The following is a 23,840-nucleotide window of genomic DNA, read 5'->3' on the forward strand; positions in this document are numbered from 1 at the left end:
TCCATCATACCCTTATTCCTTGCTGAATCGAAGCAGCCAGGGCAGCATTCCCCTTACCTGCTTTTTATTTGCGCAGTGCGCGACAGATAAGATGCGACAGCAGCTCCAGTTGACGGGCGGTTTCCAGGCTTAGCCAGACATAGCCATGAATCGGCGTTTCAGCCACATGATGTTCATCGTGCTGACGGATCAGCGTGCGCAATTCGTTAACGGTCTCGTTCAGTTTTTCGCTGTTGGCGAGAATCGGCTGCGGATTACCTTCGAACAAGGCATGGGCAATCGTCAACAGCGCCTGTTGGGTCATTTGCTGCGTTTCCCGCAGCGTATGGGCATTGAGCATGACGAAATGGCTTTCACGGGTCGCCCACAGGGCATTGATCTGCAATTCGAGCATGCAAACCAGATTACGATTGACGGTCTGAATGGCTTCAAAAATAGATTTCTGGATGCGCGTCTCTTTGCTCGCCGGCGTAATAAGTCCGCGCATTTTTACCACGTCACCTAATAGCTGTTGCAGATGTTTATCCAGACGGGGACGTTCTAACAGATTAGGCGACAGCGCGGCCTGATACACCCGGTTATAGGCCGTCACGCAGTGCGCCAGTTGGATGCGCCAGTGAATGAAGGCGCGCTGCGGCCAGATTCCGGTGAACAGCATGGCGAGGAGCGCCCCCAGAATGACATCGCCGCCGCGCCAGAGTGCGGTCTCCATATCGCCAGCGGGCGCACCCACGACGACAGCAAGCGTGATGCCAATCAAGAGCGCCTGATACGGTTTTTTTCCTAACGCGAGCCATCCACACAGGAACATAGCTGCCGCACACCAGAGCAGCATCAGTGGCAATGAGAATAGCTCAAGACGCAGCGCCACCAGACCCAGCACCGATCCGAGGATCGTACCACCAATCCGCTCCCAGGCACGGGGAACCACGTTTCCCCAGAACGAGATCGGCCCCATAATCACCACCAGCGTAATCAAGGGCCATGTCCCTTCCGGAATGTTAAATAAACGAACAAGCAAAAAAGTCAGGATGAAGGCCAGCGCGATGCGAATACCATGCACAATGCGGTAATGGCGATACAGGCGGATTTCAAATGGACTCAGTGACTTGTCGGCACGCACTCATGCACTCCGTCAGGAAAAAGCAAAAAATGATTGTACCTGTTTTTACGCGCAGAAGTTCACTGTGGCGGACAGGACATCTCGCTAAGCGTAGTCGCTCCGCGCCGGTCCGCCTGGTTTTAGGCTTACTTCGTGGCAGGTTGCACCGCGATATACATCTCGATATCCCAGTAACCGTCTTCGCAACCGTTATTCAGATAGACTTCAAAGCAGGGTTTGCATGCCATTTCATATGCCTTGTCCTGCATCAGGCTATTGAAGAACTGATACCACGGCGTGGCAAAATCATTATTATCGACGCGTGCAACTGCCGTCGCATATTGACCGCCGTCGATTTCGCTGAGCGTCACGCCTTCGCTGTTTTCCGGTATGACAAAATCAGCAGGCACGGAAACGACCGTACTACAGCGCAGTTTTTCGGCGGGCACTTCATCCGGATTGTCGAAGTAAACGGCGATCCACTCCTGCGCCACAACCTGCTTGCCATCGACCCACATCATCAACTGGTCAAAGCCTTGTTTCACCGTTTGCTCCCACGGTCCCACCAGGTGGAAACCTGCAACGGTGCGCTTATCAGCGTTTCTGATCTCGTAATTCATGTTGCCTCCATCGTTACACTGTATTTATATACAGCATAACGAAGACTAAACCGCCGTCACAAGCACTTTGTGGTTATTATGTGAGCGGAACCGAACTCCTGCCAGTCTCTGTCAGTACGATTCAGACTTTGTGATGGAAATAATCACTCAGACGGGAGAAGACGCCTCCCTTACCGATGGCTTCCAGCGTGACCAGAGGCCAGTGAGCGACCAGTTTGTCGCGGTCGTAGAGTTCGATTTCCCCGACCCGTTGATGGGCGGCAAGCGGCGCTTCCAGTTCCTTCTTATCCAGGATGTACTTCGCTTTGATGTGCGGGATTTCCGCCTTTGGCAGCGCCATCCAGAAATCGTGTTCGGTACCTAACGCGATTTTCTCTTTATCACCGTACCAGATACGCTCTGTTCCGACCTGCTTACCGCTGCGCAGGATTTGCACCGTGTCGAAATTTTGTTGTCCCCAGTGCAGCAGTTTACGTGCCTGCTCCTCACGCCCTTTTGGGCTATTCGCGCCCATCACCACGGCAATCAGTCGGCGCTGACAGTCCACCGCAGAAGCAATCAAATTGAACCCCGCGCCTGAGGTGTGCCCGGTTTTCAGGCCATCAACGTTCATGGTTTTATCCCACAGCAGTCCGTTACGGTTTTGCTGGGTAATACCGTTCCAGGTGAGGCTTTTCTCACTGTACATGTGATAAAACGTCGGCTCACCATGAATGATTGCCCGGGACAACACCGCCAGATCGTAAGCTGAACTGTGCTGACCAGGGGCATCCAGTCCGTGCACCGTCTCAAAATGGGTGTCCCGCAAATTGAGCTTCTTGACGTAATTGTTCATCATCGCGACAAACTGCGGTTGCCCACCAGCGATGTAATCTGCCAGCGCTACGCAGGCGTCGTTACCGGAATCAACAATCAACCCACGGCTTAAATCGCGCACGGACACCCGGTCCCCTTCTTTGAGGAACATCAATGAGGATCCGGCGAACACCGGGTTGTCCTTCGCCCACGCGTCGCGTCCCACGGTGACAATGTCGTCCGGGGTAATGCGCTGGCTGTCAATGGCGCGGTCAACCACGTAACCGGTCATCAGCTTGGTCAGGCTGGCAGGATTGCGCTGTTGATGTTCATTACCCGCCGTGAGAATTTGCCCCGTGGTGTAATCCATAAGCACCCATGAACCGGCTTCAATGCCAGGTGGCGGTGGCGCAAAGTCAGCCGTACCGGCAGCAAGTGCAGAAGAGAGATGCATCGCGAGTAAAGAAGCGGTAATAAACAGACGGGGTTTCAACAGCATGTCCTCAGACGTTTCAAAAGAGCCGTCCTTTTTACGGAAATTCTGATAAACGAACAGGGAATAATTGCAAGAAAATGTGACTTATCGCACATTGATCCCTGTTTGATTGATCCGTTGCACCTTATCTCCAGCCGCTTTCTGTCTTTCTTCTCTGTGAGTCAGGCTGATTACCACGCCGAATTTTGGTACTCTGTGCAGTCCAGGCAGCGCGCAACCAGAAGTCACGGAACCCACTTATTTATGAATGACGGCAAGCAACAACCCACCTTTCTCTTCCACGATTACGAAACCTTTGGCATTCATCCGGCGCTCGACAGACCTGCGCAATTTGCCGCTCTGCGTACCGATAGCGAATTCAACATCATCGGTGAACCTGAGGTTTTTTACTGCAAACCGGCGGATGACTATTTGCCCCAGCCGGGCGCGGTGATGGTCACCGGAATCACCCCGCAGGAAGCGCGAGAGAAAGGTGATAATGAAGCTGCGTTTGCCGCGCGGATCCACGCCCTGTTTACGGTGCCGAAGACCTGCATTATTGGCTACAACAACGTGCGCTTCGACGACGAGGTTACGCGCAACGTGCTGTACCGTAACTTCTACGATCCCTACGCCTGGAGCTGGCAGCATGATAATTCGCGCTGGGATCTGCTGGACGTGATGCGCGCTTGCTACGCCCTGCGCCCGGAAGGCATCAACTGGCCGGAAAATGACGACGGCCTCCCCAGCTTTCGCCTGGAGCATCTGACGAAAGCAAACGGTATTGAGCACAGCAACGCGCACGATGCGATGGCGGATGTCTATGCCACCATTGCGATGGCGCAACTGGTGAAGTCACGGCAGCCACGTCTGTTTGAGTATCTCTATACGCACCGCAATAAGCACAAGCTGGCCGCGCTGATTGACGTGCCGCAAATGAAACCGCTGGTGCATGTTTCCGGCATGTTTGGCGCATGGCGCGGCAACACCAGTTGGGTTGCACCGCTGGCCTGGCATCCGGATAACCGTAATGCGGTGATCATGGTCGACCTGGCCGGTGATATTTCGCCGTTGCTGGAGCTGGACAGCGACACCCTGCGCGAACGTCTGTACACCGCCAAAGCCGATCTGGGCGATACCGCCGCCGTGCCGCTGAAGCTGGTGCACATCAACAAATGCCCGGTGCTGGCGCAGGCGAACACGCTGCGCCCGGAAGATGCCGACCGTCTGGGGATTAATCGCCAGCACTGTCTCGATAATCTGAAAGTCCTGCGTGAAAATCCGCAGGTGCGTGACAAAGTGGTCGCCATCTTTGCCGAAGCCGAGCCGTTCACGCCGTCTGACAACGTCGATGCCCAGCTTTATAATGGTTTCTTTAGCGATGCTGACCGTGCGGCAATGAAAATTGTGCTGGAAACCGACCCACAAAACCTGCCGGCGCTGGACATCACCTTTGTCGATCCACGTATTGAGAAACTGCTGTTCAACTATCGGGCGCGTAATTTCCCCGGCACGCTGGATGAAGCGGAGCAACAGCGCTGGCTGGAGCACCGTCGTCAGGTCTTTACGCCGGAATATTTGCAGCGCTACGCCGACGAGTTGCAGATGTTGTATCAGGAATATGCGGATGATAAAGAGAAGCAGGTACTGCTGAAGGCACTGTGGCAGTACGCTGAAGAGATCGTCTGAGAATCGCCCTCCGCGCCACGGCGGAGGGCCTGTTATCACGCTTTCTGGACGGTGATGCTCCAGGCGGCATCGCCAACCTGCTGATAATCTGTAATCGCATGCCCTTCTTCAGCAGCCCACTGTGGGATCGCTTCTGTCGCCTGTGTGCAGTCAAACTCAATTACCAGTTCGTCACCGCTCACCATTTCAGCCAGCGCGGCTTTTGCTTCAATCAGTGGGAACGGGCAAACCTGTGTGACCACGTCCAGTTTTTTAATCGCCATCATTAATCCTTACGCTTAATTTGCCGCAGCGGTTGCCAGACGGGCTTTACGCTGCGGTCGAACAAACACAATCCATGACGCGGTCCAGACGCCAAGGATCATAAATACCAGGCCAATCCAGCCCTGCCAGGTCATCATCGCCGTCATCACCAGACCGTTACCGATAGAGCAACCACCGGCAATACTGGCGCCAAATCCCATCAGGATCCCGCCGAAGCCGCTGCGCAGCGTGGTTGCCGCATCGGCAGCCCGCACGCGGAATTCACGACTGGCTTTCGCCGCGATGAACGAACCAAGGAAAATCCCCAACACCAGGAAAACGCCCCAGTTAAGGAATTTGCTGTCTCCCGCCACCAGGAACTGCAGAATGTTAGCCGTCGGCGAGGTGATCCCGAGCCCAAACATACGCCCGGTAGCTTCACTCAGCGGCCAGGCCAGCAGCGCGATAAGACCAATCAGTACCGCCGTCACGAACGGATGCCAGCGTTTTTCAAACAAAATATGTGCAAGCCCGGTACGACGCGGCGGCAAAGAGGCGACGTTCAGCTTTGGCTTTTTCAGTTCTTTACTGACTACCCAGAGCGTCACCACCAGCAGAACGGCGATCAGCGGCCAGACGGAAAGGTTCAGCGTGTCAGCAATGGAGTTGTGCTCCGTGCTGTACGTTTTTAACGTCTGGTTTAAACCGCTGGCATGGGGCGAACGCATTACCGCGCTCATCACCATGTAGGTCGCCAGTGCTATCCAGCTGCCGATCAGCCCCTCACCCGCACGATACCAGGTTCCGGTGGCACATCCGCCCGCATAGACAATTCCAATCCCGAAGATATAACCGCCAACAACGGTACCGAGCCACGGGAACGCGCCCGCATCGTAACGAATCACTCCCGCCTGAATCAGCGCAAAGGCACCGACACTCTGCACGGAAATCGCAATCAGCAGCGCATAAAACATACGGTTGTTTTTAGCGATATACATGTCGCGGAAACCGCCGGTCAGGCAGAATCGACCACGTTGCATCACAAAGCCCAACAGCGCGCCGCTGATAACCCCGCTTAAAATCATTGAAAACATAAATTCATTAGCCTGAAGAATATCAATCAGGAAATTATTCCTGAGCATGCGGCCGGGAACCAATAACGAAATTCTCTAATTTAGAACTAATGGTTATGAATAATGACGGGAAATAAACCAGCGACATAAAAAAAGCCGGAGTGGTTAACTCCGGCTTCCTGCCCGGTGTCGCTTCGCTTACCGGGTCTACAAACCTTATGAATTACTGGGCGATATCTTCGTACTGCGGAACCGGGTTGCGGAAACTTTTGGTCACGCAGGCCAGATACACCAGACCAATACCGGCCCAGATCAGCCCCAGAACCATAGAGCTCTCTTCCAGGTTGATCCACAGCGCCCCAACAGTCAGCGCGCCACATACCGGCAGCACCAGATAGTTGAAGTGGTCTTTCAGCGTCTTGTTGCGTTTTTCGCGGATCCAGAACTGTGAAATCACAGACAGGTTCACGAAGGTAAACGCCACCAGCGCACCGAAGTTGATCAGCGCCGTCGCCGTCACCAGGTCAAATTTAATCGCCATCAGCGCAATTGCCCCCACCAGCAGCACGTTCCATGCCGGGGTACGCCACTTCGGATGAATGTAACCAAAGAAGCGCGTCGGGAATACGCCGTCACGGCCCATCACGTACATCAGACGAGAGACGCCTGCGTGTGCCGCCATACCGGACGCCAGAACGGTCACGCTGGAGAAAATCAGCACGCCCCACTGGAAGGTTTTACCCGCCACATACAGCATGATTTCAGGCTGAGAGGCATCTGGATCCTTAAAGCGAGAGATATCCGGGAAGTACAGTTGCAGGAAGTAAGAGGCACCGATGAATACCAGGCCGCCAATCAGCGCCGTCAGGAAGATAGCCTTCGGGATCACGCGCTCTGCATCTTTGGTCTCTTCAGACAGCGAAGAGATACCGTCAAAGCCCAGGAACGAGAAGCACAGAATCGTTGCTCCGGTAATCATTGGCACGACGTGCGCACCTTCCGACCAGAACGGACGCGTGCTGGTCAGCGTACCAGCGCCTTCACCGTTCGAAACGCCGTAGATGATCAGGCCAACAATCACCGCCACAATGCCCATCTGCAGGATCACAATCAGGGTATTGAAGTTTGCCACGGTCTTGATGCTGCGCAGGTTGGAGATGGTCATAAAGGCCACCAGCGCGACAACAAAGATCCACGACGGTACGGACGGCACCAGCGCTTCAAAATAAATTTTTGCCAACAGGATGTTGATCATCGGCATGAACAGGTAGTCCAGCAGAGATGACCAACCAACCATAAAGCCGACGGTCGGACTAATGGATTTCTGGGCGTAGGTATACGCTGAGCCAGCGGACGGGAAACGGCGAACCAGTTTACCGTAGCTCAACGCAGTAAAAAGAATAGCGACCAGCGCAAAGGCATACGCCGTTGCAACGTGACCGTCAGTGAGGCCTGAAACGATACCAAACGTATCGAACAGCGTCATTGGCTGCATATAGGCAAGGCCCATCATGACAACCGGAATCAGCGTAAGCGTTTTACGCAATTCCACGCGAGAGGTTTTTGGAGTAGCGTTATGCGACATGGTCATTCCCCTTTACGGCGAATGCCGTCGCGTAAGCAAAAAATTGCCCCATCTTCTGGATTCCTCAGCGACAACAACTGTCGGTTTTTAGTAAATATCTATCCGGTACGAAGCCCGGCCTCTTTGTATGAATGATTGGTTTGATGCAAAAAAATAACCGACGCGTATTAAAACGTCGGTTAATGTCATTTTTTGCAAGCGGCGCATTGTGCACTAAAATGAGGCGAAAAGACAAGAGAATGAGTAGCTTGTCGCGAACTATTTTTTCTTAAATGTTTGATTTTTCGCTATCGTCTTTTTTATAGATCCCCACAATAGCACTATTTGCTAAAATCGCGTCCCGCCACCAGGCGCTGGCGAGCCCCGCCGTCTGCTCATTCCACCCCATCCATACTGGTTCAAAGAGAATTTGCGCCGCCACTTTTTTCTCGATCAGCGCCCCACTTTCCAGGAAGCGCTGCGCCAGATAACGCGGAAGATAACCGCATCCCAGACCGCTGATTTGCAGTTCCAGTTTGGTTTTAAAATCGAAGACGGTGATGGCCTCTTGATCGTCAAGCAGTTGCGTCGCCGTTGCAGCAGCGAGAGGCGAACTGTCGCCGACCACAATCGCGCGATAGCGTTTGATGGTACTGCGGCTCAGCGGCTCGGCTTCTTCAGCCAGCGGATGGTGTGGCGCAACGGCGAAAATCTGTTCCAGCTCACCCAGGCGCGCAACGCTAAAGTCGCTGGATGAAGGAGGTTCATGCATCGCGCCAACAATAATATCCGCCCTGCCCTGGATCAGCGCATCCCACGATCCCCCCAACACGCCGTTAATGAATTTCAGGCGCGTGACGCTGTGGTGCTGATAAAAGGATTCAATCAGGGGGGCGAGCAGGGAAAAAGGAAAGGTATCGTCCACGCCGATCACCAGTTCATTTTCCCAGCCTTCGTGGAGTTTTATCGCCTGCTTTTCCAGTTCCCGCACGGTATGCAGAACTTCTCGCCCTTTCTCTAACAGCATTTGCCCCGTGCGCGTGAACCGGGCGCGATGGCCACTGCGATCGAGGATCTGAATGTTGAGGTCGCTTTCCAGACGATGGACGGTATAGCTGAGAGCTGACGGCGTCTTATACAGTTTGGCGGACGCCGCCGCGAAGCTGCCCTCTTTCTCAAGGGCATCAAGGATGATGAGCACGTCCAGCAGTGGTTTCATACACGCCCCCTTGCGTTGTATGGCGACTAACTGCTGGCGGTATGCATTACTCCAACGGCATCACCAGCGGATCGGGATACTGGTATTCAAACCCAAGCTCATTACAAATCCGGCTGCCATCGATAATTTTACCTTTACCGTTATCCGCTGAATCGCGGAACTGCGGCGGCTCCATTCCCAACAGACGCGCCATCTGCGGATAAAACACATTGCGTGCAGGATGCGAAGGCGCACATATATTATAGATGTGTCCCCCTTTCGGTGCCTGTAACAGCAGCGTAATGGCGGCAATCACATCTTCCAGATGCACCAGATTGACGCCGTGTTCGCCGTCAGGCGCGGTTTTGCCCGCGAAGAAGCGACCTGGATGACGCCCCGGCCCTACCAACCCGGCCAGTCGCAAGATATCAACCGAGGTACCCGGTAAATTATGCAGCCAGTCTTCCAGCTCTTTTAACACACGGCCGCTGGCGGTGACCGGATTGCGCGGGGTTCCCTCTTTTACCGTCCCCTGGACATCACCATAGACGGAGGTCGAACTGGTAAAGATAATGCGCGGAATACGATACGCCAGCGCGCTGTCCACCAGCTCCTGCATCGCCTGCAAATAGAAGTCCTCTCCCGGACCGCTGCGTCGAGCCGGTAAGGTAATCACCAGGGCATCGACATCCATCAGCGCATCCAGATCGTCTGTTTCACACACCAATTCAGGCTCGAGCCGTAGCGGATATCCTTCGATCCCGCTCATTCTGGCCGCTTCCACGCCATCCTGGGTGGTTTTGCTCCCCGTCACCTGCCAGCCTCTGGCAGCGAGCGACATCGCCAGCGGCATGCCTAACCATCCTAAACCGACAACTGCGACCTTTTTCATCCGTTTTCTCCTGACTCCAGCACTATGTCTATAAGGCTACGCCAGCGCTTTAAGACTGACAATTCATACTATAAATAGGAATTAAAAAAAGCGCTTGCTTTAAGACGTTAAAGTGGTTTAGGTTAAAAGGCATCACATGAATAAGCATTCATCGAGAATTTTATGACACGCGTTCAATTTAAACATCACCATCATCACCATCATCCTGACTAGTCTTTCAGGCGATGTGTGCTGGGAGACATTCAGATCTTCCAGTGGTGCATGAACGCATGAGAAAGCCCCCGGAAGATCATCTTCCGGGGGCTTTTTTTTGGCGCGAAATTCAGACAGGTTCAGACAGGATAAAGAGGAAAAGAGAATGTTAGACAACAGCCGTTTACGCATAGCTATTCAGAAATCAGGTCGTTTGAGCGATGACTCACGCGAATTACTCGCCCGCTGTGGGATTAAAATTAATTTACACACTCAGCGCCTGATTGCGATGGCAGAGAATATGCCAATTGATATTCTGCGTGTGCGTGACGACGATATCCCCGGTCTGGTGATGGACGGCGTGGTTGACCTGGGCATCATCGGTGAGAACGTTCTGGAAGAAGAACTGCTGAACCGCCGCGCCCAGGGTGAAGATCCTCGCTACTTTACGCTGCGTCGTCTCGACTTTGGAGGTTGCCGCCTTTCCCTGGCAACGCCAGTGGATGAAGCCTGGGATGGCCCCGCCGCGCTGGATGGCAAGCGCATCGCCACCTCTTATCCGCACCTGCTCAAACGTTATCTCGACCAGAAAGGCGTCTCTTTTAAATCCTGCTTGCTGAACGGTTCTGTGGAAGTGGCTCCGCGCGCGGGCCTCGCCGATGCCATCTGCGATCTGGTCTCGACCGGCGCGACCCTGGAAGCCAACGGGCTGCGCGAAGTCGAAGTGATTTACCGTTCTAAAGCCTGTCTGATCCAGCGTGACGGTGAGATGACCGACGCCAAGCAGCAACTGGTCGATAAGCTGCTGACCCGTATTCAGGGCGTTATCCAGGCTCGCGAATCGAAATACATCATGATGCACGCGCCAAGCGAGCGTCTGGAAGAGGTCATCGCGCTGCTGCCAGGCGCCGAACGCCCAACTATTCTGCCGCTGGCTGGCGATCAGCAACGCGTGGCGATGCACATGGTCAGCAGCGAAACCCTGTTCTGGGAGACGATGGAAAAACTGAAAGCGCTCGGCGCCAGCTCGATTCTGGTGCTGCCAATTGAGAAGATGATGGAGTGATGGCCATGAGCTTTAGCACAATCATTAACTGGAACGCCTGTTCCCCTGAGCAGCAGCGTGAATTACTGACGCGCCCGGCGATTTCCGCGTCTGACAGCATCACCCGCACCGTAAGCGAGATTCTGGATAACGTCAAAACCCGTGGTGATGACGCCCTGCGCGAGTACAGCGCGAAGTTTGATAAAACCGAGGTTGCGGCGCTGAAGGTGACCACAGCAGAGATAGCCGCCGCCAGCGCACGACTGAGCGACGATCTCAAACAGGCGATGGCTGTCGCGGTGCAAAACATTGAAACCTTCCACAACGCGCAACAATTACCGATCGTTGATGTGGAAACCCAGCCAGGCGTCCGCTGCCAGCAGGTGACGCGTCCGGTGGCGTCCGTCGGTTTGTATATTCCCGGCGGATCCGCCCCGCTCTTTTCTACCGTGCTGATGCTCGCCACCCCGGCACGTATTGCGGGCTGTAAGAAGGTGGTGCTGTGTTCCCCGCCGCCGATTGCCGATGAAATTCTCTACGCGGCGCAGCTGTGCGGTGTGCAGGAAGTCTTTAATGTTGGCGGTGCGCAGGCCATTGCCGCGCTGGCGTTTGGCAGCGAATCCGTGCCGAAAGTAGACAAAATTTTTGGCCCTGGAAACGCATTTGTGACCGAAGCGAAGCGTCAGGTGAGCCAGCGTCTTGACGGTGCGGCGATTGATATGCCAGCCGGACCGTCCGAAGTGCTGGTAATTGCCGACAGCGGCGCCACGCCGGATTTCGTCGCCTCCGATCTGCTTTCGCAAGCGGAACACGGTCCGGATTCCCAGGTCATTCTGCTGACCCCGGATGCCGACATCGCCCGTCGCGTTGCCGAAGCCGTTGAACGTCAACTGGCTGAACTCCCGCGCGCAGAAACGGCGCGTCAGGCGCTCAGCGCCAGTCGATTAATCGTGACGAAAGATCTGGCGCAGTGTATTGCCATCTCTAACCTCTATGGACCTGAGCACCTGATTATTCAAACCCGTCATGCCCGCGAGCTGGTTGATGACATCACCAGTGCCGGTTCGGTGTTCCTCGGCGACTGGTCGCCGGAGTCAGCGGGTGATTACGCCTCCGGGACTAACCACGTCCTGCCGACCTACGGCTATACCGCCACCTGTTCCAGCCTCGGGCTTGCGGATTTTCAGAAGCGCATGACGGTTCAGGAACTGTCGAAAGCGGGATTCTCCGCGCTGGCTTCAACCATCGAGACACTGGCGGCGGCGGAACGCCTGACCGCTCACAAAAATGCCGTCACCCTGCGCGTTAACGCCCTGAAGGAGCAAGCATGAGCACTGAAAACACGTTCAGCGTCACCGACTTAGCCCGTGAAAACGTCCGCAATCTGACGCCGTATCAATCTGCTCGTCGTCTGGGCGGCAACGGCGACGTCTGGCTCAATGCCAACGAATTCCCGACAGCGGTTGAATATCAACTCACCCGGCAAACGTTGAATCGTTACCCGGAATGCCAGCCGAAAGCGGTGATTGAAAATTATGCGCAGTACGCCGGAGTTAAACCGGAGCAGGTACTGGTCAGTCGTGGCGCAGATGAAGGCATTGAGCTGCTTATTCGCGCCTTCTGCGAACCGGGGAAAGACGCGATTCTCTTCTGCCCGCCCACCTATGGGATGTATAGCGTCAGCGCCGAAACCATTGGCGTCGAATGCCGTACCGTACCGGCGCTCGCCGACTGGCAACTGGATATGCAGGCCATTTCTGACAATCTGGATGGCGTGAAGGTGGTTTACGTGTGCAGTCCCAATAACCCCACCGGACAATTGATTAACCCGCAGGATCTGCGCACGCTGCTGGAACTGACGCGCGACAAAGCCATTGTGGTCGCCGACGAGGCCTATATCGAGTTTTGCCCGCAGGCAACGCTGGCGGGTTGGCTTTCTGAGTATCCTAACCTCGTCATTCTGCGCACGCTGTCCAAGGCGTTTGCCCTCGCTGGTCTGCGCTGCGGCTTTACGCTGGCGAATGAGGAGGTGATTAACCTGTTGTTGAAAGTGATCGCGCCCTACCCGCTTTCTACCCCTGTTGCCGACATTGCCGAACAAGCGCTGAGCCCGCAAGGCGTCAATGCTATGCGCGAACGCGTGGCGCAGATCCTGCTTGAGCGTCAGTACCTGGTGAAGGCGCTTAAAGAGATTGCCTGTGTTGAACAGGTTTTTGACTCCGAAACCAACTACATTCTGGCGCGCTTTACCGCCTCCAGTAGCGTATTTAAATCTTTGTGGGATCAGGGCATTATCTTACGAGACCAGAACAAGCAACCTTCTTTAAGCGGCTGTCTGCGTATTACTGTTGGTACCCGTGAAGAAAGCCAGCGCGTCATTGACGCTTTACGTGCGGAGCAAGTATGAGCCAGAAGTATCTCTTTATCGATCGTGATGGAACCCTGATTTCCGAACCGCCGAGCGATTTCCAGGTGGATCGCTTTGACAAACTCGCCTTCGAGCCCGACGTAGTGCCGGTGCTGCTGAAGCTGCAAAACGCGGGCTTTAAGCTGGTGATGATCACTAATCAGGACGGTCTGGGAACGCAAAGCTTCCCGCAAGCCGATTTCGACGGCCCGCATAATCTGATGATGCAAATCCTGACCTCTCAGGGCGTGCAGTTTGATGAAGTGCTGATCTGCCCACACTTGCCTGCAGATGAGTGCGACTGCCGTAAGCCGAAAGTGAAGCTGGTCGAACGCTATCTCGCTGAGCAGGCGATGGACAGCGCCAACAGCTACGTGATTGGCGATCGCGCTACCGATATCCAGTTGGCTGAAAACATGGGGATTACCGGGCTCCGTTACCATCGCGAGACGCTGAACTGGACGGCAATCGGCGAGCAACTGACGAAACGCGATCGCTACGCCCACGTTGAGCGCGTCACCAAAGAGACGCAGATTGACGTTAAAGTGTGGCTGGACCGTGAAGGCGGCAGCAAAATTAACACCGGCGTCGGCTTCTTCGACCATATGCTCGATCAAATTGCGACACACGGCGGGTTCCGCATGGAGATTACCGTCAAAGGCGATCTTTACATCGACGATCACCACACCGTGGAAGACACCGGTCTGGCGCTGGGCGAAGCGTTAAAACTGGCGCTCGGTGATAAGCGCGGTATCAACCGTTTTGGCTTTGTGCTGCCGATGGACGAATGCCTGGCGCGCTGTGCGCTGGATATCTCCGGGCGTCCGCACCTCGAATACCGTGCCGAGTTCACCTATCAGCGCGTCGGCGATCTGAGTACCGAGATGATCGAACACTTCTTCCGATCACTCTCCTACACCATGGGCGTGACGCTGCATCTGAAAACGAAAGGTAAAAACGACCATCATCGCGTGGAGAGTCTGTTCAAAGCTTTCGGCCGTACCCTGCGCCAGGCCATTCGCGTTGAGGGTGATACCCTTCCCTCCTCCAAAGGAGTGCTGTGATGAACGTGGTGATCCTCGACACCGGCTGCGCCAACCTGAACTCGGTGAAATCCGCAGTCGCGCGTCACAGTTATGATCCGGTGGTCAGCCGCGACCCGGACGTGGTGTTAATGGCCGATAAACTTTTTCTCCCCGGCGTCGGTACGGCACAGGCGGCAATGGACCAGTTACGCGAGCGCGAACTGATCGAGCTGATAAAAGCTTGCACGCAGCCAGTGCTGGGCATTTGCCTCGGAATGCAAATTCTGGGACGGCGAAGTGAGGAGACGAACGGCGTCGACCTGCTGGGCATCGTCGAGCAGGACGTACCGAAGATGACCGATTTCGGTTTACCGCTGCCGCATATGGGCTGGAACCGCGTCTACCCGCAGGCAGGCAACCGGTTATTCCAGGGCATTGAAGACGGCGCGTATTTCTATTTTGTGCACAGCTATGCCATGCCGGTCAATCCGTGGACCATCGCCCAATGCCACTACGGCGAACCGTTCACCGCCGCCGTACAAAAAGATAACTTCTTTGGCGTGCAGTTCCACCCGGAGCGTTCGGGTGCCGCTGGCGCACAGTTGCTGAAAAACTTTCTGGAGATGTGATGATTATTCCGGCTTTAGATTTGATCGACGGCACCGTCGTGCGTCTCCATCAGGGCGATTATGCACAGCAGCGCGATTATGGCACCGACCCACTACCGCGTTTACAGGATTACGCAGCGCAGGGTGCCGAGGTGTTACACCTGGTTGACTTAACCGGCGCGAAAGATCCGGCGAAACGACAGATCCCGCTGATAAAAACCCTGGTAGCTGGCGTGAACGTACCAGTCCAGGTCGGCGGCGGCGTACGTACTGAAGACGACGTTGCGGCCCTGCTGGCAGCGGGTGTCGCTCGTGTGGTGGTTGGCTCCACGGCGGTAAAGTCGCCAGACATGGTGAAAGGCTGGTTCGTGCGTTTTGGCGCTGATGCCCTGGTGTTGGCGCTCGACGTACGCATAGATGTGCAAGGAAACAAACAGGTGGCGGTGAGCGGCTGGCAGGAAAACTCCGGCGTTTCGCTCGAAGAACTGGTCGAAACCTATCTGCCAGTGGGCCTGAAACATGTGCTCTGTACGGATATTTCTCGCGATGGCACGCTGGCGGGCTCGAATGTCTCCTTGTATGAAGAAGTCTGTGCAAAATACCCGCAAATTGCCTTTCAATCCTCCGGTGGCATTGGCGACATCAATGACGTTGCGGCCCTGCGCGGAACCGGCGTGCGCGGCGTGATCGTCGGGCGTGCGCTGCTGGAAGGCAAATTCACCGTTAAGGAGGCGATCCAATGCTGGCAAAACGTATAATCCCTTGCCTCGACGTTCGCGATGGTCAGGTCGTGAAAGGCGTGCAGTTCCGTAATCACGAAATCATCGGCGACATCGTCCCGCTGGCGAAACGCTACGCCGATGAAGGTGCCGATGAACTGGTATTTTACGATATTACCGCGTCCAGCGATGGTCGTGTGGTCGATAAAAGCTGGGTTTCGCGCGTCGCGGAAGTGATCGACATTCCTTTCTGCGTGGCGGGCGGGATCAAGTCGGTTGACGACGCGGCCAAAATTCTCTCGTTTGGTGCAGACAAAATCTCCATCAATTCGCCAGCCCTAGCTGACCCGACGCTGATTACCCGTCTGGCAGATCGCTTTGGCGTACAGTGTATTGTGGTGGGTATTGATACCTGGTACGACGCTGAAACCGGTAAGTACCATGTCAATCAGTATACCGGCGACGAAAGCCGCACCCGCGTTACCACCTGGGAAACTCTTGACTGGGTACAGGAAGTGCAAAAGCGCGGTGCCGGAGAAATCGTCCTCAACATGATGAACCAGGACGGCGTGCGTAACGGTTACGACCTCGAACAGTTGAAAAAGGTACGTGACGTTTGCCGCGTACCGCTGATCGCGTCCGGCGGTGCGGGAACCATGGAACACTTCCTCGAGGCTTTCCGCGATGCCGATGTCGATGGCGCGCTTGCCGCCTCCGTCTTCCACAAACAGATAATCAATATTGGTGAATTAAAAGCGTACCTGGCAACGCAGGGCGTGGAGATCAGGATATGTTAACAGAGCAACAACGCAGCCAACTGGACTGGGAAAAGACCGACGGACTGATGCCCGCCGTCGTACAGCACGCGGTGTCCGGTGAAGTGTTGATGCTGGGCTATATGAACCCAGACGCGCTGGATAAAACCCTTGCAACCGGCAAAGTCACCTTTTTCTCACGCACCAAACAGCGTCTGTGGACCAAAGGCGAGACGTCAGGCAACTTTCTGAACGTGGTCAGCATTGCGCCAGACTGTGATAACGATACCCTGCTGGTGCTGGTGAATCCTGTCGGACCCACCTGCCACAAAGGCACCAGTAGCTGCTTCGGCGAGACCAGTCATCAGTGGTTGTTCTTGTATCAACTTGAACAGCTACTCGCTGAACGCAAAACAGCCGACCCGGCAAGTTCCTATACCGCGAAACTGTATGCCAGCGGCACCAAGCGCATCGCACAAAAAGTGGGTGAAGAAGGTGTCGAAACCGCGCTGGCAGCCACGGTACATGACAAATTCGAACTGACCAACGAAGCATCGGATTTGATGTATCACCTGTTGGTCCTGCTACAGGATCAGGATCTCGACCTGACGACGGTCATTGAGAACCTGCGCAAGCGCCATCAGTGATCGTAAGGCGTAAAAAAACCGGACCAGTTCAACTGGCCCGGTTTTTCTTGAGGGGGTAATATTACTGCGCTTTGGGTTTGTAGTTACGCAGCGCGTTACGCCCCAGCACCACGCCGGCACCAATCATTCCACCGAGCAGTGTCGCCAGTATTAGAGTGATCGCTTTTTTCGGGCTATCGCGACGAATCGGCAACGTCGGCTTCATCACGTAGCGATAGGCATGAATACTGTCAGGCTGCACTTTCAGTGCCTTAACCGCTAACAGATTCTGACGGGTCTGGTAGTAGTTATCCGAAAACGTTAACGGGCGGGTCGCTTCGTTATTCACCATCGATGAAAGCGCATCGCTACCCAACATAAACATGGTGTCAGGAGAAACTTGATCGGTTAGTTGAATCTTAGGAAGTTTTATATTTGCCTGCTTTGCAACGGACAGAGCCTGGTTGATCTGTGCAATATTGAGTGCTTTTTGTTCTCTTGCGATCTTTTCCTGCGCTTCAAGTGAATGCTCTAAATCAGAGATGCGGGTTTTAATGCTCATCGCAAGGTCAGTATTAATTTCTTTGGAGACCGCTTCATCAACCTGTTGAATGTACTGCGCCAGCGTTTTTTGCGCGGATTCAGCCGAGGTTGCCTGATAGGAAACTTTCAATGGAAGAGGCTGGCCTTTTACAGACGGGTCGATGGTCAGCTTCTCTGGTTCTTCCTGATTATCGAGCGTTTCAGAAAGGGCGGAAAATGCCGAGTTAAAACGCCCAATAGCACTGGACTGAACGTCGTTCACTTTTGGCGCATCCTGACCGTAAAGGATACTCATGGCATTGGTATACGTTGCCAACTGGCCAGCGTCAGGTTGAGTAATAATCGCCGTTGAGGTCCATTTTTCTTTCGCCACCGCCAGGTAACCCACGGCCAGAGCGATAGCCACAATAATGCAGATGATTATTGTCACTTTACCGCGCCAAATCTGAATCACTAAGTCAATCAAATCAATCTGTTCCGGTTCGTTGCTGCGCCCGGATAGGTTGTTATTTTCCACTGTCATCATTGCCCTAAACAAGAAAGCTCTAAACTCGCCACAGTTTATCGGGAAACGTAATTTATGCCATAGGAAATTTGGTAGGATTGCGAAAATTCTGGTAGGTCTTTAACCCATTATCAGGGACTCCCTTCCCCTCAGTTGACTAATCAATCACTGCCAAAAAGATCGCGGGTATAGACTTTTTCGGACACATCTTTGAGCTCTTCAGCCATGCGGTTCGAGATAATGACGTCAGCCTGTAGTTTAAACTGCGTCAGGTCACGTTCGATTCGCGAGTTGAAAAACGTCTTGTCCTGCATTACGGGTTCATATATCACCACTTCCACACCTTTAGCTTTAATGCGCTTCATGATCCCCTGAATGGAGGATGCGCGAAAGTTATCCGAGCCGCTTTTCATGATCAGACGATAGATTCCCACCACTTTTGGTTTTCTGGCGAGAATGGCATCAGCGATAAAGTCTTTACGGGTGCGGTTGGCTTCAACGATTGCGGAAATAATGTTATTCGGGACTGACTGATAATTAGCCAGAAGCTGCTTGGTATCCTTTGGCAGGCAATAACCGCCGTAACCAAATGAGGGATTGTTGTAGTGATTTCCAATACGCGGATCCAGACAAACCCCCTCGATGATCTGGCGGGTATTTAAACCTAAACTTTCAGCGTAGCTATCGAGTTCGTTAAAATAGGCCACGCGCATCGCCAGATAGGTGTTAGCAAAAAGCTTGATCGCTTCTGCTTCAGTAGAATCCGTAAACAGCGTAGGAATATCTTGCTTCACCGCCCCTTCCTGAAGCAAAGCGGCAAACCGCTCTGCCCGTTCAGAGCGCTCGCCGATGACAATACGCGACGGATATAAGTTGTCATAGAGCGCCTTACCTTCACGCAAAAATTCAGGGGAAAAAATAATATTTTGCGTTTTAAATTTCTTACCCATCGCAGCGGTAAACCCAACCGGGACGGTAGACTTAATTATCATTACCGCATTTGGATTAATCGCTATCACATCCTGAATGACAGACTCGACGCTTGAAGTATTGAAGTAATTGGTCTTCGGATCATAATCGGTCGGCGTCGCAATAATAACATAATCTGCGTTTCGATAAGCGTCATGCTTATCCAGTGTGGCTTTGAAATTAATTTTCTCCGACGTCAGGAACTGCTGAATTTCTTTGTCGACAATCGGAGATATCCGATCATTCAACATTTCAACACGAGAGGGGATGATGTCTAACGCAACCACATCATGATGCTGTGCGATTAGCAGACCGTTGGACAGCCCGACATATCCGGTACCGGAGATGGTGATTTTCATTGCATACTCTCAGAATTAACTTAATTAGACATCATGATGTATTCACATCCTGACACGTTATTATTGTTTTAGCGTCTGAGCGAATAATGTGTCAACGAAGCCTAATACAATTAGGATTATCTTTATCATCCTAAAGGGACAATATTAAGTTAATATTAAGCGATGAAGATTATGCAATAAGAATCAGGATAAAAAAAAGCCCGGTCTTTAGACCGGGCTTCTGACAGACAATGTATTTAATCCATCCATTCGGTATGGAAAACGCCTTCTTTATCAGTACGCTTATAGGTATGCGCACCGAAGTAATCACGTTGTGCCTGGATCAGGTTAGCTGGCAGTACTTCAGCACGATAGCTGTCATAGTAGGCAACGGCCGCAGAGAAGGTCGGTACCGGGATGCCATTCTGAACAGCGTAGGCAACAACATCACGCAGCGCCTGCTGATATTCATCAGCGATGTTCTTGAAGTACGGATCTAACAGCAGATTGGCAATGCCTGCATTCTTCGCGTAGGCGTCCGTGATCTTCTGCAGGAACTGCGCACGAATAATGCAACCTGCACGGAAAATCTTCGCAATTTCACCGTAATTCAGATCCCAGTTGTACTCATCGGACGCCGCACGCAGTTGAGAGAAGCCCTGCGCATAGGAAACGATTTTACCAAGGTACAGCGCACGACGAACTTTCTCAATAAACTCAACTTTATCACCTGCAGGTTGCGCTTTCGGACCGGTCAGGACCTTAGAAGCCGCAACACGCTGGTCTTTCAGCGAGGAGATGTAACGCGCAAAAACGGATTCAGTGATCAAAGATAGCGGTTCGCCGAGATCCAGAGAACTTTGGCTTGTCCACTTACCGGTACCTTTGTTTGCCGCTTCGTCCAGAATGACATCAACGAGGTATTTACCCTCTTCATCTTTTTTGGTGAAGATGTCTTTAGTGATGTCAATCAGGTAGCTGCTAAGCTCGCCGTTGTTCCATTCCGTAAAGGTGCTGGCCAGCTCTTCATTAGAGAGATTCAGGCCGCCTTTCAGCAGAGAATAGGCTTCAGCGATGAGCTGCATATCGCCATATTCGATACCGTTGTGAACCATTTTCACGTAATGGCCTGCGCCATCAGCACCGATATAGGTCACGCAAGGCTCGCCATCTTCAGCGACTGCAGCGATCTTCGTCAGAATCGGAGCCACCAGTTCGTAGGCTTCTTTCTGCCCACCCGGCATGATAGACGGCCCTTTCAGCGCACCTTCCTCACCACCGGAAACACCGGTGCCGATGAAGTTGAAACCTTCAGCAGAAAGTTCACGGTTACGACGAATGGTGTCCTGGAAGAAAGTATTACCACCATCAATGATGATATCGCCTTTATCCAGATACGGTTTCAGAGAATCAATGGCAGCATCGGTACCCGCGCCTGCTTTCACCATTAACAGGATACGACGAGGCGTTTCGAGGGATTCAACAAACTCTTTCACCGTGTAATAAGGCACCAGTTTCTTGCCCGGGTTCTCGGCAATCACTTCTTCAGTCTTTTCACGGGAGCGGTTGAACACGGAGACGGTATAACCACGGCTCTCGATGTTGAGCGCCAGGTTGCGCCCCATCACTGCCATGCCGACGACGCCGATCTGTTGCTTGGACATTACATACTCCTGTCAGGTTTGGTCACCACGCGACGTATGCGTGGCTTGAATGTGCCAAAGATGGTAACTCAGAAGATGAAAAAAGGTAAGATATAAAGGGAAGCAAAAAGCTTTATACCACCTTACATTATGAGTCAGATCTTCTGAGCGCATTATAAATAGCTGATAGCATTTGGAGAGGTAAAATTCGAGAAAAGATCCTTAATGCTGATATTATCAAAGTTTGAGTTTTTTTCTCTGGAATACATTTAAACTTCAAACTAGCTAGTTGAAATTCACTTTTAACATAGGACCACCCCCTTCTTCTTTCGATCATTTTATCACCGGCACGTACGAGCACAAGTGTATCACTTAAATTATGACAGATAGCGCTACAAGCTATACATCTCAGCCAGAGATTATAGTCTTCCATATATAAGTGATGATGATATCCTCCGACATCCAAAATGAAACTCTTATTAAACATTACTGTCATATGATTGAAAGGGTTTCGCTTTACTGAATAATCAACGATCTCGTCATTTGAAATGCAAGAAAATCTTCGACCTATTTTTTTATCAAGATTTTCACTATATTCCTCAATTGCGCCACCAAGAATTATAGTACCAGCATTCTCTTCAAAATATTTTATTTGCTTTTCGAAACGTTCAGGTACACAAACATCATCGGTATCCATGCGAGCAATTAAATTATTTCTCGCATGTTTAAGCCCTATATTGAGAGCCTTCCCTAACCCAACATTTTTTTTTAGTGGTATAGTTATAATAGGTAACAGTTGAATCCATTTATTTATTACTGCCTGTAATTCATTAGAAATGCCACCATCAATCACTAGTATTATTTCGTCAGCCTGACATGTTTGCATAGCTAAACTATTGAGAGACTCATCTAAATATCGTGGATTTTCCCTATAATACACGGACATTAAGACAGTAAATTTAATCATCAATTGCTGCTCCAAATTGGGCAATGAAAAGATATTGAAATAAAACTAACTAGTACATTTTATCGATTATCCCCTTATCTTTCCTTAACCCCGAAACAATGCCCTTAATCATGTAATAGCGCCTAATTTTGGAATCTTTTTCATTAAGGGAGAAAATAATAAAGCGAAGGACCATGCCCACAAGGCACCTAACTTTCCAATATAACGGTACATAAGACCTTCGGCTAAGCAGTAAAATATTTCTGAATTGGTAGTACAATCTTACAGGCGATCCAATTTTATAAGTAACTCCTAGAAACTTACCTCGTCCATCTCCTAGGCGATGTCTCATTACTGCATTTTCAATAATAGCTATTGTAAAGCCATACTTTCCAGCTCTCCAGCACCACTCATGGTCGACTCCATCAATAAATAAATCATCGTCCATCATACCTATTTTACTTAGGGCATCCATGTTAATTAACTTGCCTGATGCAATTATTTGTTTTGTTATGGAAAAATTATTTGAGATGGCCTTATCACGCTGTATACGTGGTTTCATTTTCTTATCTTCAAATAAATCGAATGGTCTTGGTCCTACAGCCGCTATTTTGTAACCACTACGAGATAGCTCATGAAATCCATTAATAAGTTTTCCCACCAGTTCACTTTCTATTTCAGAATCTTGATCAAGAAGCAATGCAAATCGTGAGAAATTCTTTTGTACTATTTGCAACCCTACATTTTGCGCAGTCGCAATACCTTGATTGCTACCAAGGTATTCGATCATAACGTTTTTAATATTTTTTAAATCGTCTAAGCTATTCAGTGAACCATTATCTACAATTATGATCTCTTTTATAAAAGAAGATGCCAATAGATTAGTCACATTAGACTTTAACACATCAACATTAGGATTATAAGTGATGATTATTGCTGATGTTAAACTCTGCATAATTTCGCCCCCTCTTGGGCTTGACGAGATACTGAACTTAAATTTACCATAATAAAAATAACAATTAGATGATTAGTATCGAGCATATAAGGATTAACTAATGCATAAGTTATGTATAACAAATAAATAACTCTCAACTCATTTATCTGAATAAATTTAATTGTCAAATAAATATTAACCCCGATCAATAGCAAAAATAATAAAACTCCTATTTGATTGAGAAAGTATACTGCCTGAAGTTCATAGTATATATAGTCAGAATAATCTCGAACTACTGTTTGCGTATCAACTACATTTCCTAATCCGCGCCCAAACAATCCTGTTCCTACATTATAAAATAAATCATCAATAAGAACTTTGAACTGATCAAATCTAGTTCCCATAGAGGAAAAACTAGCACCTTGGAATTTTAGCTCATATGCTTTGATGAAATAATCGAACCCAGAAAAATAAATAAATAGTACTGCAGCTGCTAGAATAACAACAATTTTAAGTATTAATTGATCATAGCTCTTGATTCTATTAAGGAAAAAATAAATGAATGTATGAATGATGAGGACAATGTAAAATGCAAGGTTACCGCAGAATATGACCGAAATTAGAAAGACTAACATTGCCAAGACATATTTTTTTTCCTTAGTAAACTTGTACAAATAAAACGTAATCATGTATGCAAAAAGAAGTAGTGCGTTACCTTTTATTTGTATTTTATAAAAAAAACCATTATATGTGTAAATATCTCCATACTGGTTCATGACAAAATAATTTCTTATTTCTGAGTAATCAGTAAACCTATAGTTCTGAAACATATATACTTCAAGGAGTATCACAACAATGGCTTGGATGAGAGCGAAGAATAAGAATATTTTAATAAATTTAAAAGAATCTAAACTACAATAATAACTGACAATTA

Annotated in this window: 25 protein-coding genes and 1 other annotated feature; of the genes, 10 read left to right on the forward strand and 15 right to left on the reverse strand. The window is 51.1% G+C overall.

Annotation, left to right across the window (positions count from 1 at the left end; all coding sequences use genetic code 11):
• Nucleotides 1-64 precede the first annotated feature (64 nt).
• From AOY24_RS06560 to dacD, 3 genes are all read right to left on the reverse strand, one after another.
• Nucleotides 65-1,123 carry an FUSC family protein gene (locus tag AOY24_RS06560; RefSeq protein ID WP_044327340.1) on the reverse strand — a complete coding sequence of 353 codons (1,059 nt, stop codon included), beginning with the start codon at nt 1,121-1,123 and terminating at the stop codon, nt 65-67.
• Between the two features lie 125 nt (nt 1,124-1,248).
• Nucleotides 1,249-1,722 (reverse strand): DNA gyrase inhibitor SbmC, encoded by a 474-nt coding sequence (sbmC, locus tag AOY24_RS06565; RefSeq protein ID WP_043000221.1) that lies wholly within the window; start codon nt 1,720-1,722, stop codon nt 1,249-1,251.
• A 121-nt stretch (nt 1,723-1,843) separates the two neighbouring features.
• Nucleotides 1,844-3,016, reverse strand: coding sequence for a serine-type D-Ala-D-Ala carboxypeptidase DacD (gene dacD / locus AOY24_RS06570; RefSeq protein ID WP_054176335.1), 1,173 nt, complete (start codon nt 3,014-3,016; stop codon nt 1,844-1,846).
• Between the two features lie 240 nt (nt 3,017-3,256).
• On the opposite strand from dacD, the gene sbcB reads away from it, so the two are divergent.
• A complete protein-coding gene (gene sbcB, locus AOY24_RS06575; RefSeq protein ID WP_043000219.1) occupies nt 3,257-4,681 on the forward strand; it encodes an exodeoxyribonuclease I in 1,425 nt (474 codons plus the stop codon).
• Nucleotides 4,682-4,716: 35 nt separating this feature from the next.
• On the opposite strand, the gene tsuB is transcribed toward sbcB, so the two are convergent.
• The 6 genes from tsuB to AOY24_RS06600 all read right to left on the reverse strand — a co-directional run bounded on the left by tsuB (nt 4,717) and on the right by AOY24_RS06600 (nt 9,651).
• Nucleotides 4,717-4,944, reverse strand: coding sequence for a thiosulfate utilization sulfurtransferase TsuB/YeeD (tsuB, locus tag AOY24_RS06580; RefSeq protein ID WP_054176336.1), 228 nt, complete (start codon nt 4,942-4,944; stop codon nt 4,717-4,719).
• 15 nt (nt 4,945-4,959) lie between these two features.
• Nucleotides 4,960-6,018 (reverse strand): thiosulfate utilization transporter TsuA/YeeE, encoded by a 1,059-nt coding sequence (gene tsuA / locus AOY24_RS06585; protein WP_054176355.1) that lies wholly within the window; start codon nt 6,016-6,018, stop codon nt 4,960-4,962.
• Between the two features lie 202 nt (nt 6,019-6,220).
• Nucleotides 6,221-7,582 carry an APC family permease gene (locus AOY24_RS06590; protein WP_044258725.1) on the reverse strand — a complete coding sequence of 454 codons (1,362 nt, stop codon included), beginning with the start codon at nt 7,580-7,582 and terminating at the stop codon, nt 6,221-6,223.
• A complete protein-coding gene (yoeI, locus tag AOY24_RS24795; protein ID WP_099433339.1) occupies nt 7,572-7,634 on the reverse strand; it encodes a membrane protein YoeI in 63 nt (20 codons plus the stop codon). Before yoeI ends, AOY24_RS06590 begins: the two co-directional genes overlap by 11 nt.
• A gap of 216 nt (nt 7,635-7,850) precedes the next feature.
• Entirely contained in the window at nt 7,851-8,780 is a 930-nt protein-coding gene (locus tag AOY24_RS06595; protein WP_054176337.1) for a LysR family transcriptional regulator, read from the reverse strand.
• 46 nt (nt 8,781-8,826) lie between these two features.
• Nucleotides 8,827-9,651 (reverse strand): SDR family oxidoreductase, encoded by an 825-nt coding sequence (locus tag AOY24_RS06600; RefSeq protein WP_043000216.1) that lies wholly within the window; start codon nt 9,649-9,651, stop codon nt 8,827-8,829.
• Between the two features lie 162 nt (nt 9,652-9,813).
• Here AOY24_RS06600 and hisL point away from each other — a divergent pair, with 162 nt between their 5' ends.
• From hisL to hisIE, 9 genes are all read left to right on the forward strand, one after another.
• The gene (gene hisL / locus AOY24_RS24800) at nt 9,814-9,864 is read left to right on the forward strand and encodes a his operon leader peptide (protein ID WP_001364200.1); all 51 of its coding nucleotides are present in this window, start codon (nt 9,814-9,816) and stop codon (nt 9,862-9,864) included.
• Nucleotides 9,840-9,963, forward strand: a sequence feature (His leader region). Its footprint overlaps the gene before it by 25 nt.
• Before the next feature lie 46 nt (nt 9,964-10,009).
• Nucleotides 10,010-10,909, forward strand: a complete 900-nt coding sequence (hisG, locus tag AOY24_RS06605; RefSeq protein WP_043000214.1) for an ATP phosphoribosyltransferase — start codon at nt 10,010-10,012, stop codon at nt 10,907-10,909.
• A 5-nt stretch (nt 10,910-10,914) separates the two neighbouring features.
• Nucleotides 10,915-12,219 (forward strand): histidinol dehydrogenase, encoded by a 1,305-nt coding sequence (gene hisD / locus AOY24_RS06610; protein ID WP_054176356.1) that lies wholly within the window; start codon nt 10,915-10,917, stop codon nt 12,217-12,219.
• Nucleotides 12,216-13,295: a histidinol-phosphate transaminase gene (gene hisC / locus AOY24_RS06615; RefSeq protein WP_044267042.1), complete on the forward strand. Its 1,080-nt coding sequence runs from the start codon at nt 12,216-12,218 to the stop codon at nt 13,293-13,295. Before hisD ends, hisC begins: the two co-directional genes overlap by 4 nt.
• Nucleotides 13,292-14,359: a bifunctional histidinol-phosphatase/imidazoleglycerol-phosphate dehydratase HisB gene (gene hisB, locus AOY24_RS06620; RefSeq protein ID WP_043000212.1), complete on the forward strand. Its 1,068-nt coding sequence runs from the start codon at nt 13,292-13,294 to the stop codon at nt 14,357-14,359. Before hisC ends, hisB begins: the two co-directional genes overlap by 4 nt.
• Entirely contained in the window at nt 14,359-14,949 is a 591-nt protein-coding gene (gene hisH, locus AOY24_RS06625) for an imidazole glycerol phosphate synthase subunit HisH (protein ID WP_054176338.1), read from the forward strand. Before hisB ends, hisH begins: the two co-directional genes overlap by 1 nt.
• Entirely contained in the window at nt 14,949-15,686 is a 738-nt protein-coding gene (gene hisA, locus AOY24_RS06630) for a 1-(5-phosphoribosyl)-5-[(5-phosphoribosylamino)methylideneamino]imidazole-4-carboxamide isomerase (protein WP_054176339.1), read from the forward strand. Before hisH ends, hisA begins: the two co-directional genes overlap by 1 nt.
• Nucleotides 15,668-16,444 (forward strand): imidazole glycerol phosphate synthase subunit HisF, encoded by a 777-nt coding sequence (gene hisF / locus AOY24_RS06635; protein ID WP_043000209.1) that lies wholly within the window; start codon nt 15,668-15,670, stop codon nt 16,442-16,444. The genes hisA and hisF overlap by 19 nt, the downstream gene beginning before the upstream one ends.
• Nucleotides 16,438-17,049: a bifunctional phosphoribosyl-AMP cyclohydrolase/phosphoribosyl-ATP diphosphatase HisIE gene (gene hisIE, locus AOY24_RS06640; protein WP_044258716.1), complete on the forward strand. Its 612-nt coding sequence runs from the start codon at nt 16,438-16,440 to the stop codon at nt 17,047-17,049. The genes hisF and hisIE overlap by 7 nt, the downstream gene beginning before the upstream one ends.
• Nucleotides 17,050-17,110: 61 nt before the next feature.
• Here hisIE and wzzB read toward each other — a convergent pair whose 3' ends face one another.
• The 6 genes from wzzB to AOY24_RS06670 form a co-directional block, all read right to left on the reverse strand.
• Entirely contained in the window at nt 17,111-18,094 is a 984-nt protein-coding gene (gene wzzB, locus AOY24_RS06645) for an LPS O-antigen chain length determinant protein WzzB (RefSeq protein ID WP_054176357.1), read from the reverse strand.
• Nucleotides 18,095-18,237: 143 nt separating this feature from the next.
• Nucleotides 18,238-19,404, reverse strand: a complete 1,167-nt coding sequence (ugd, locus tag AOY24_RS06650) for a UDP-glucose 6-dehydrogenase (protein ID WP_054176340.1) — start codon at nt 19,402-19,404, stop codon at nt 18,238-18,240.
• A gap of 236 nt (nt 19,405-19,640) precedes the next feature.
• A complete protein-coding gene (gndA, locus tag AOY24_RS06655; RefSeq protein ID WP_042318138.1) occupies nt 19,641-21,047 on the reverse strand; it encodes an NADP-dependent phosphogluconate dehydrogenase in 1,407 nt (468 codons plus the stop codon).
• 127 nt (nt 21,048-21,174) lie between these two features.
• Entirely contained in the window at nt 21,175-21,993 is an 819-nt protein-coding gene (locus AOY24_RS06660) for a glycosyltransferase (protein ID WP_054176341.1), read from the reverse strand.
• A 49-nt stretch (nt 21,994-22,042) separates the two neighbouring features.
• A complete protein-coding gene (locus AOY24_RS06665; RefSeq protein ID WP_054176342.1) occupies nt 22,043-22,927 on the reverse strand; it encodes a glycosyltransferase family 2 protein in 885 nt (294 codons plus the stop codon).
• Nucleotides 22,915-23,840: hypothetical protein (locus tag AOY24_RS06670; protein ID WP_054176343.1), on the reverse strand; the 926-nt coding region annotated here is incomplete at its 5' end. The genes AOY24_RS06670 and AOY24_RS06665, both read right to left, overlap by 13 nt.

It is taken from the genome of Citrobacter sp. CtB7.12 (assembly GCF_001297795.1).
In the GTDB taxonomy this organism is placed as follows: domain Bacteria; phylum Pseudomonadota; class Gammaproteobacteria; order Enterobacterales; family Enterobacteriaceae; genus Citrobacter_A; species Citrobacter_A amalonaticus.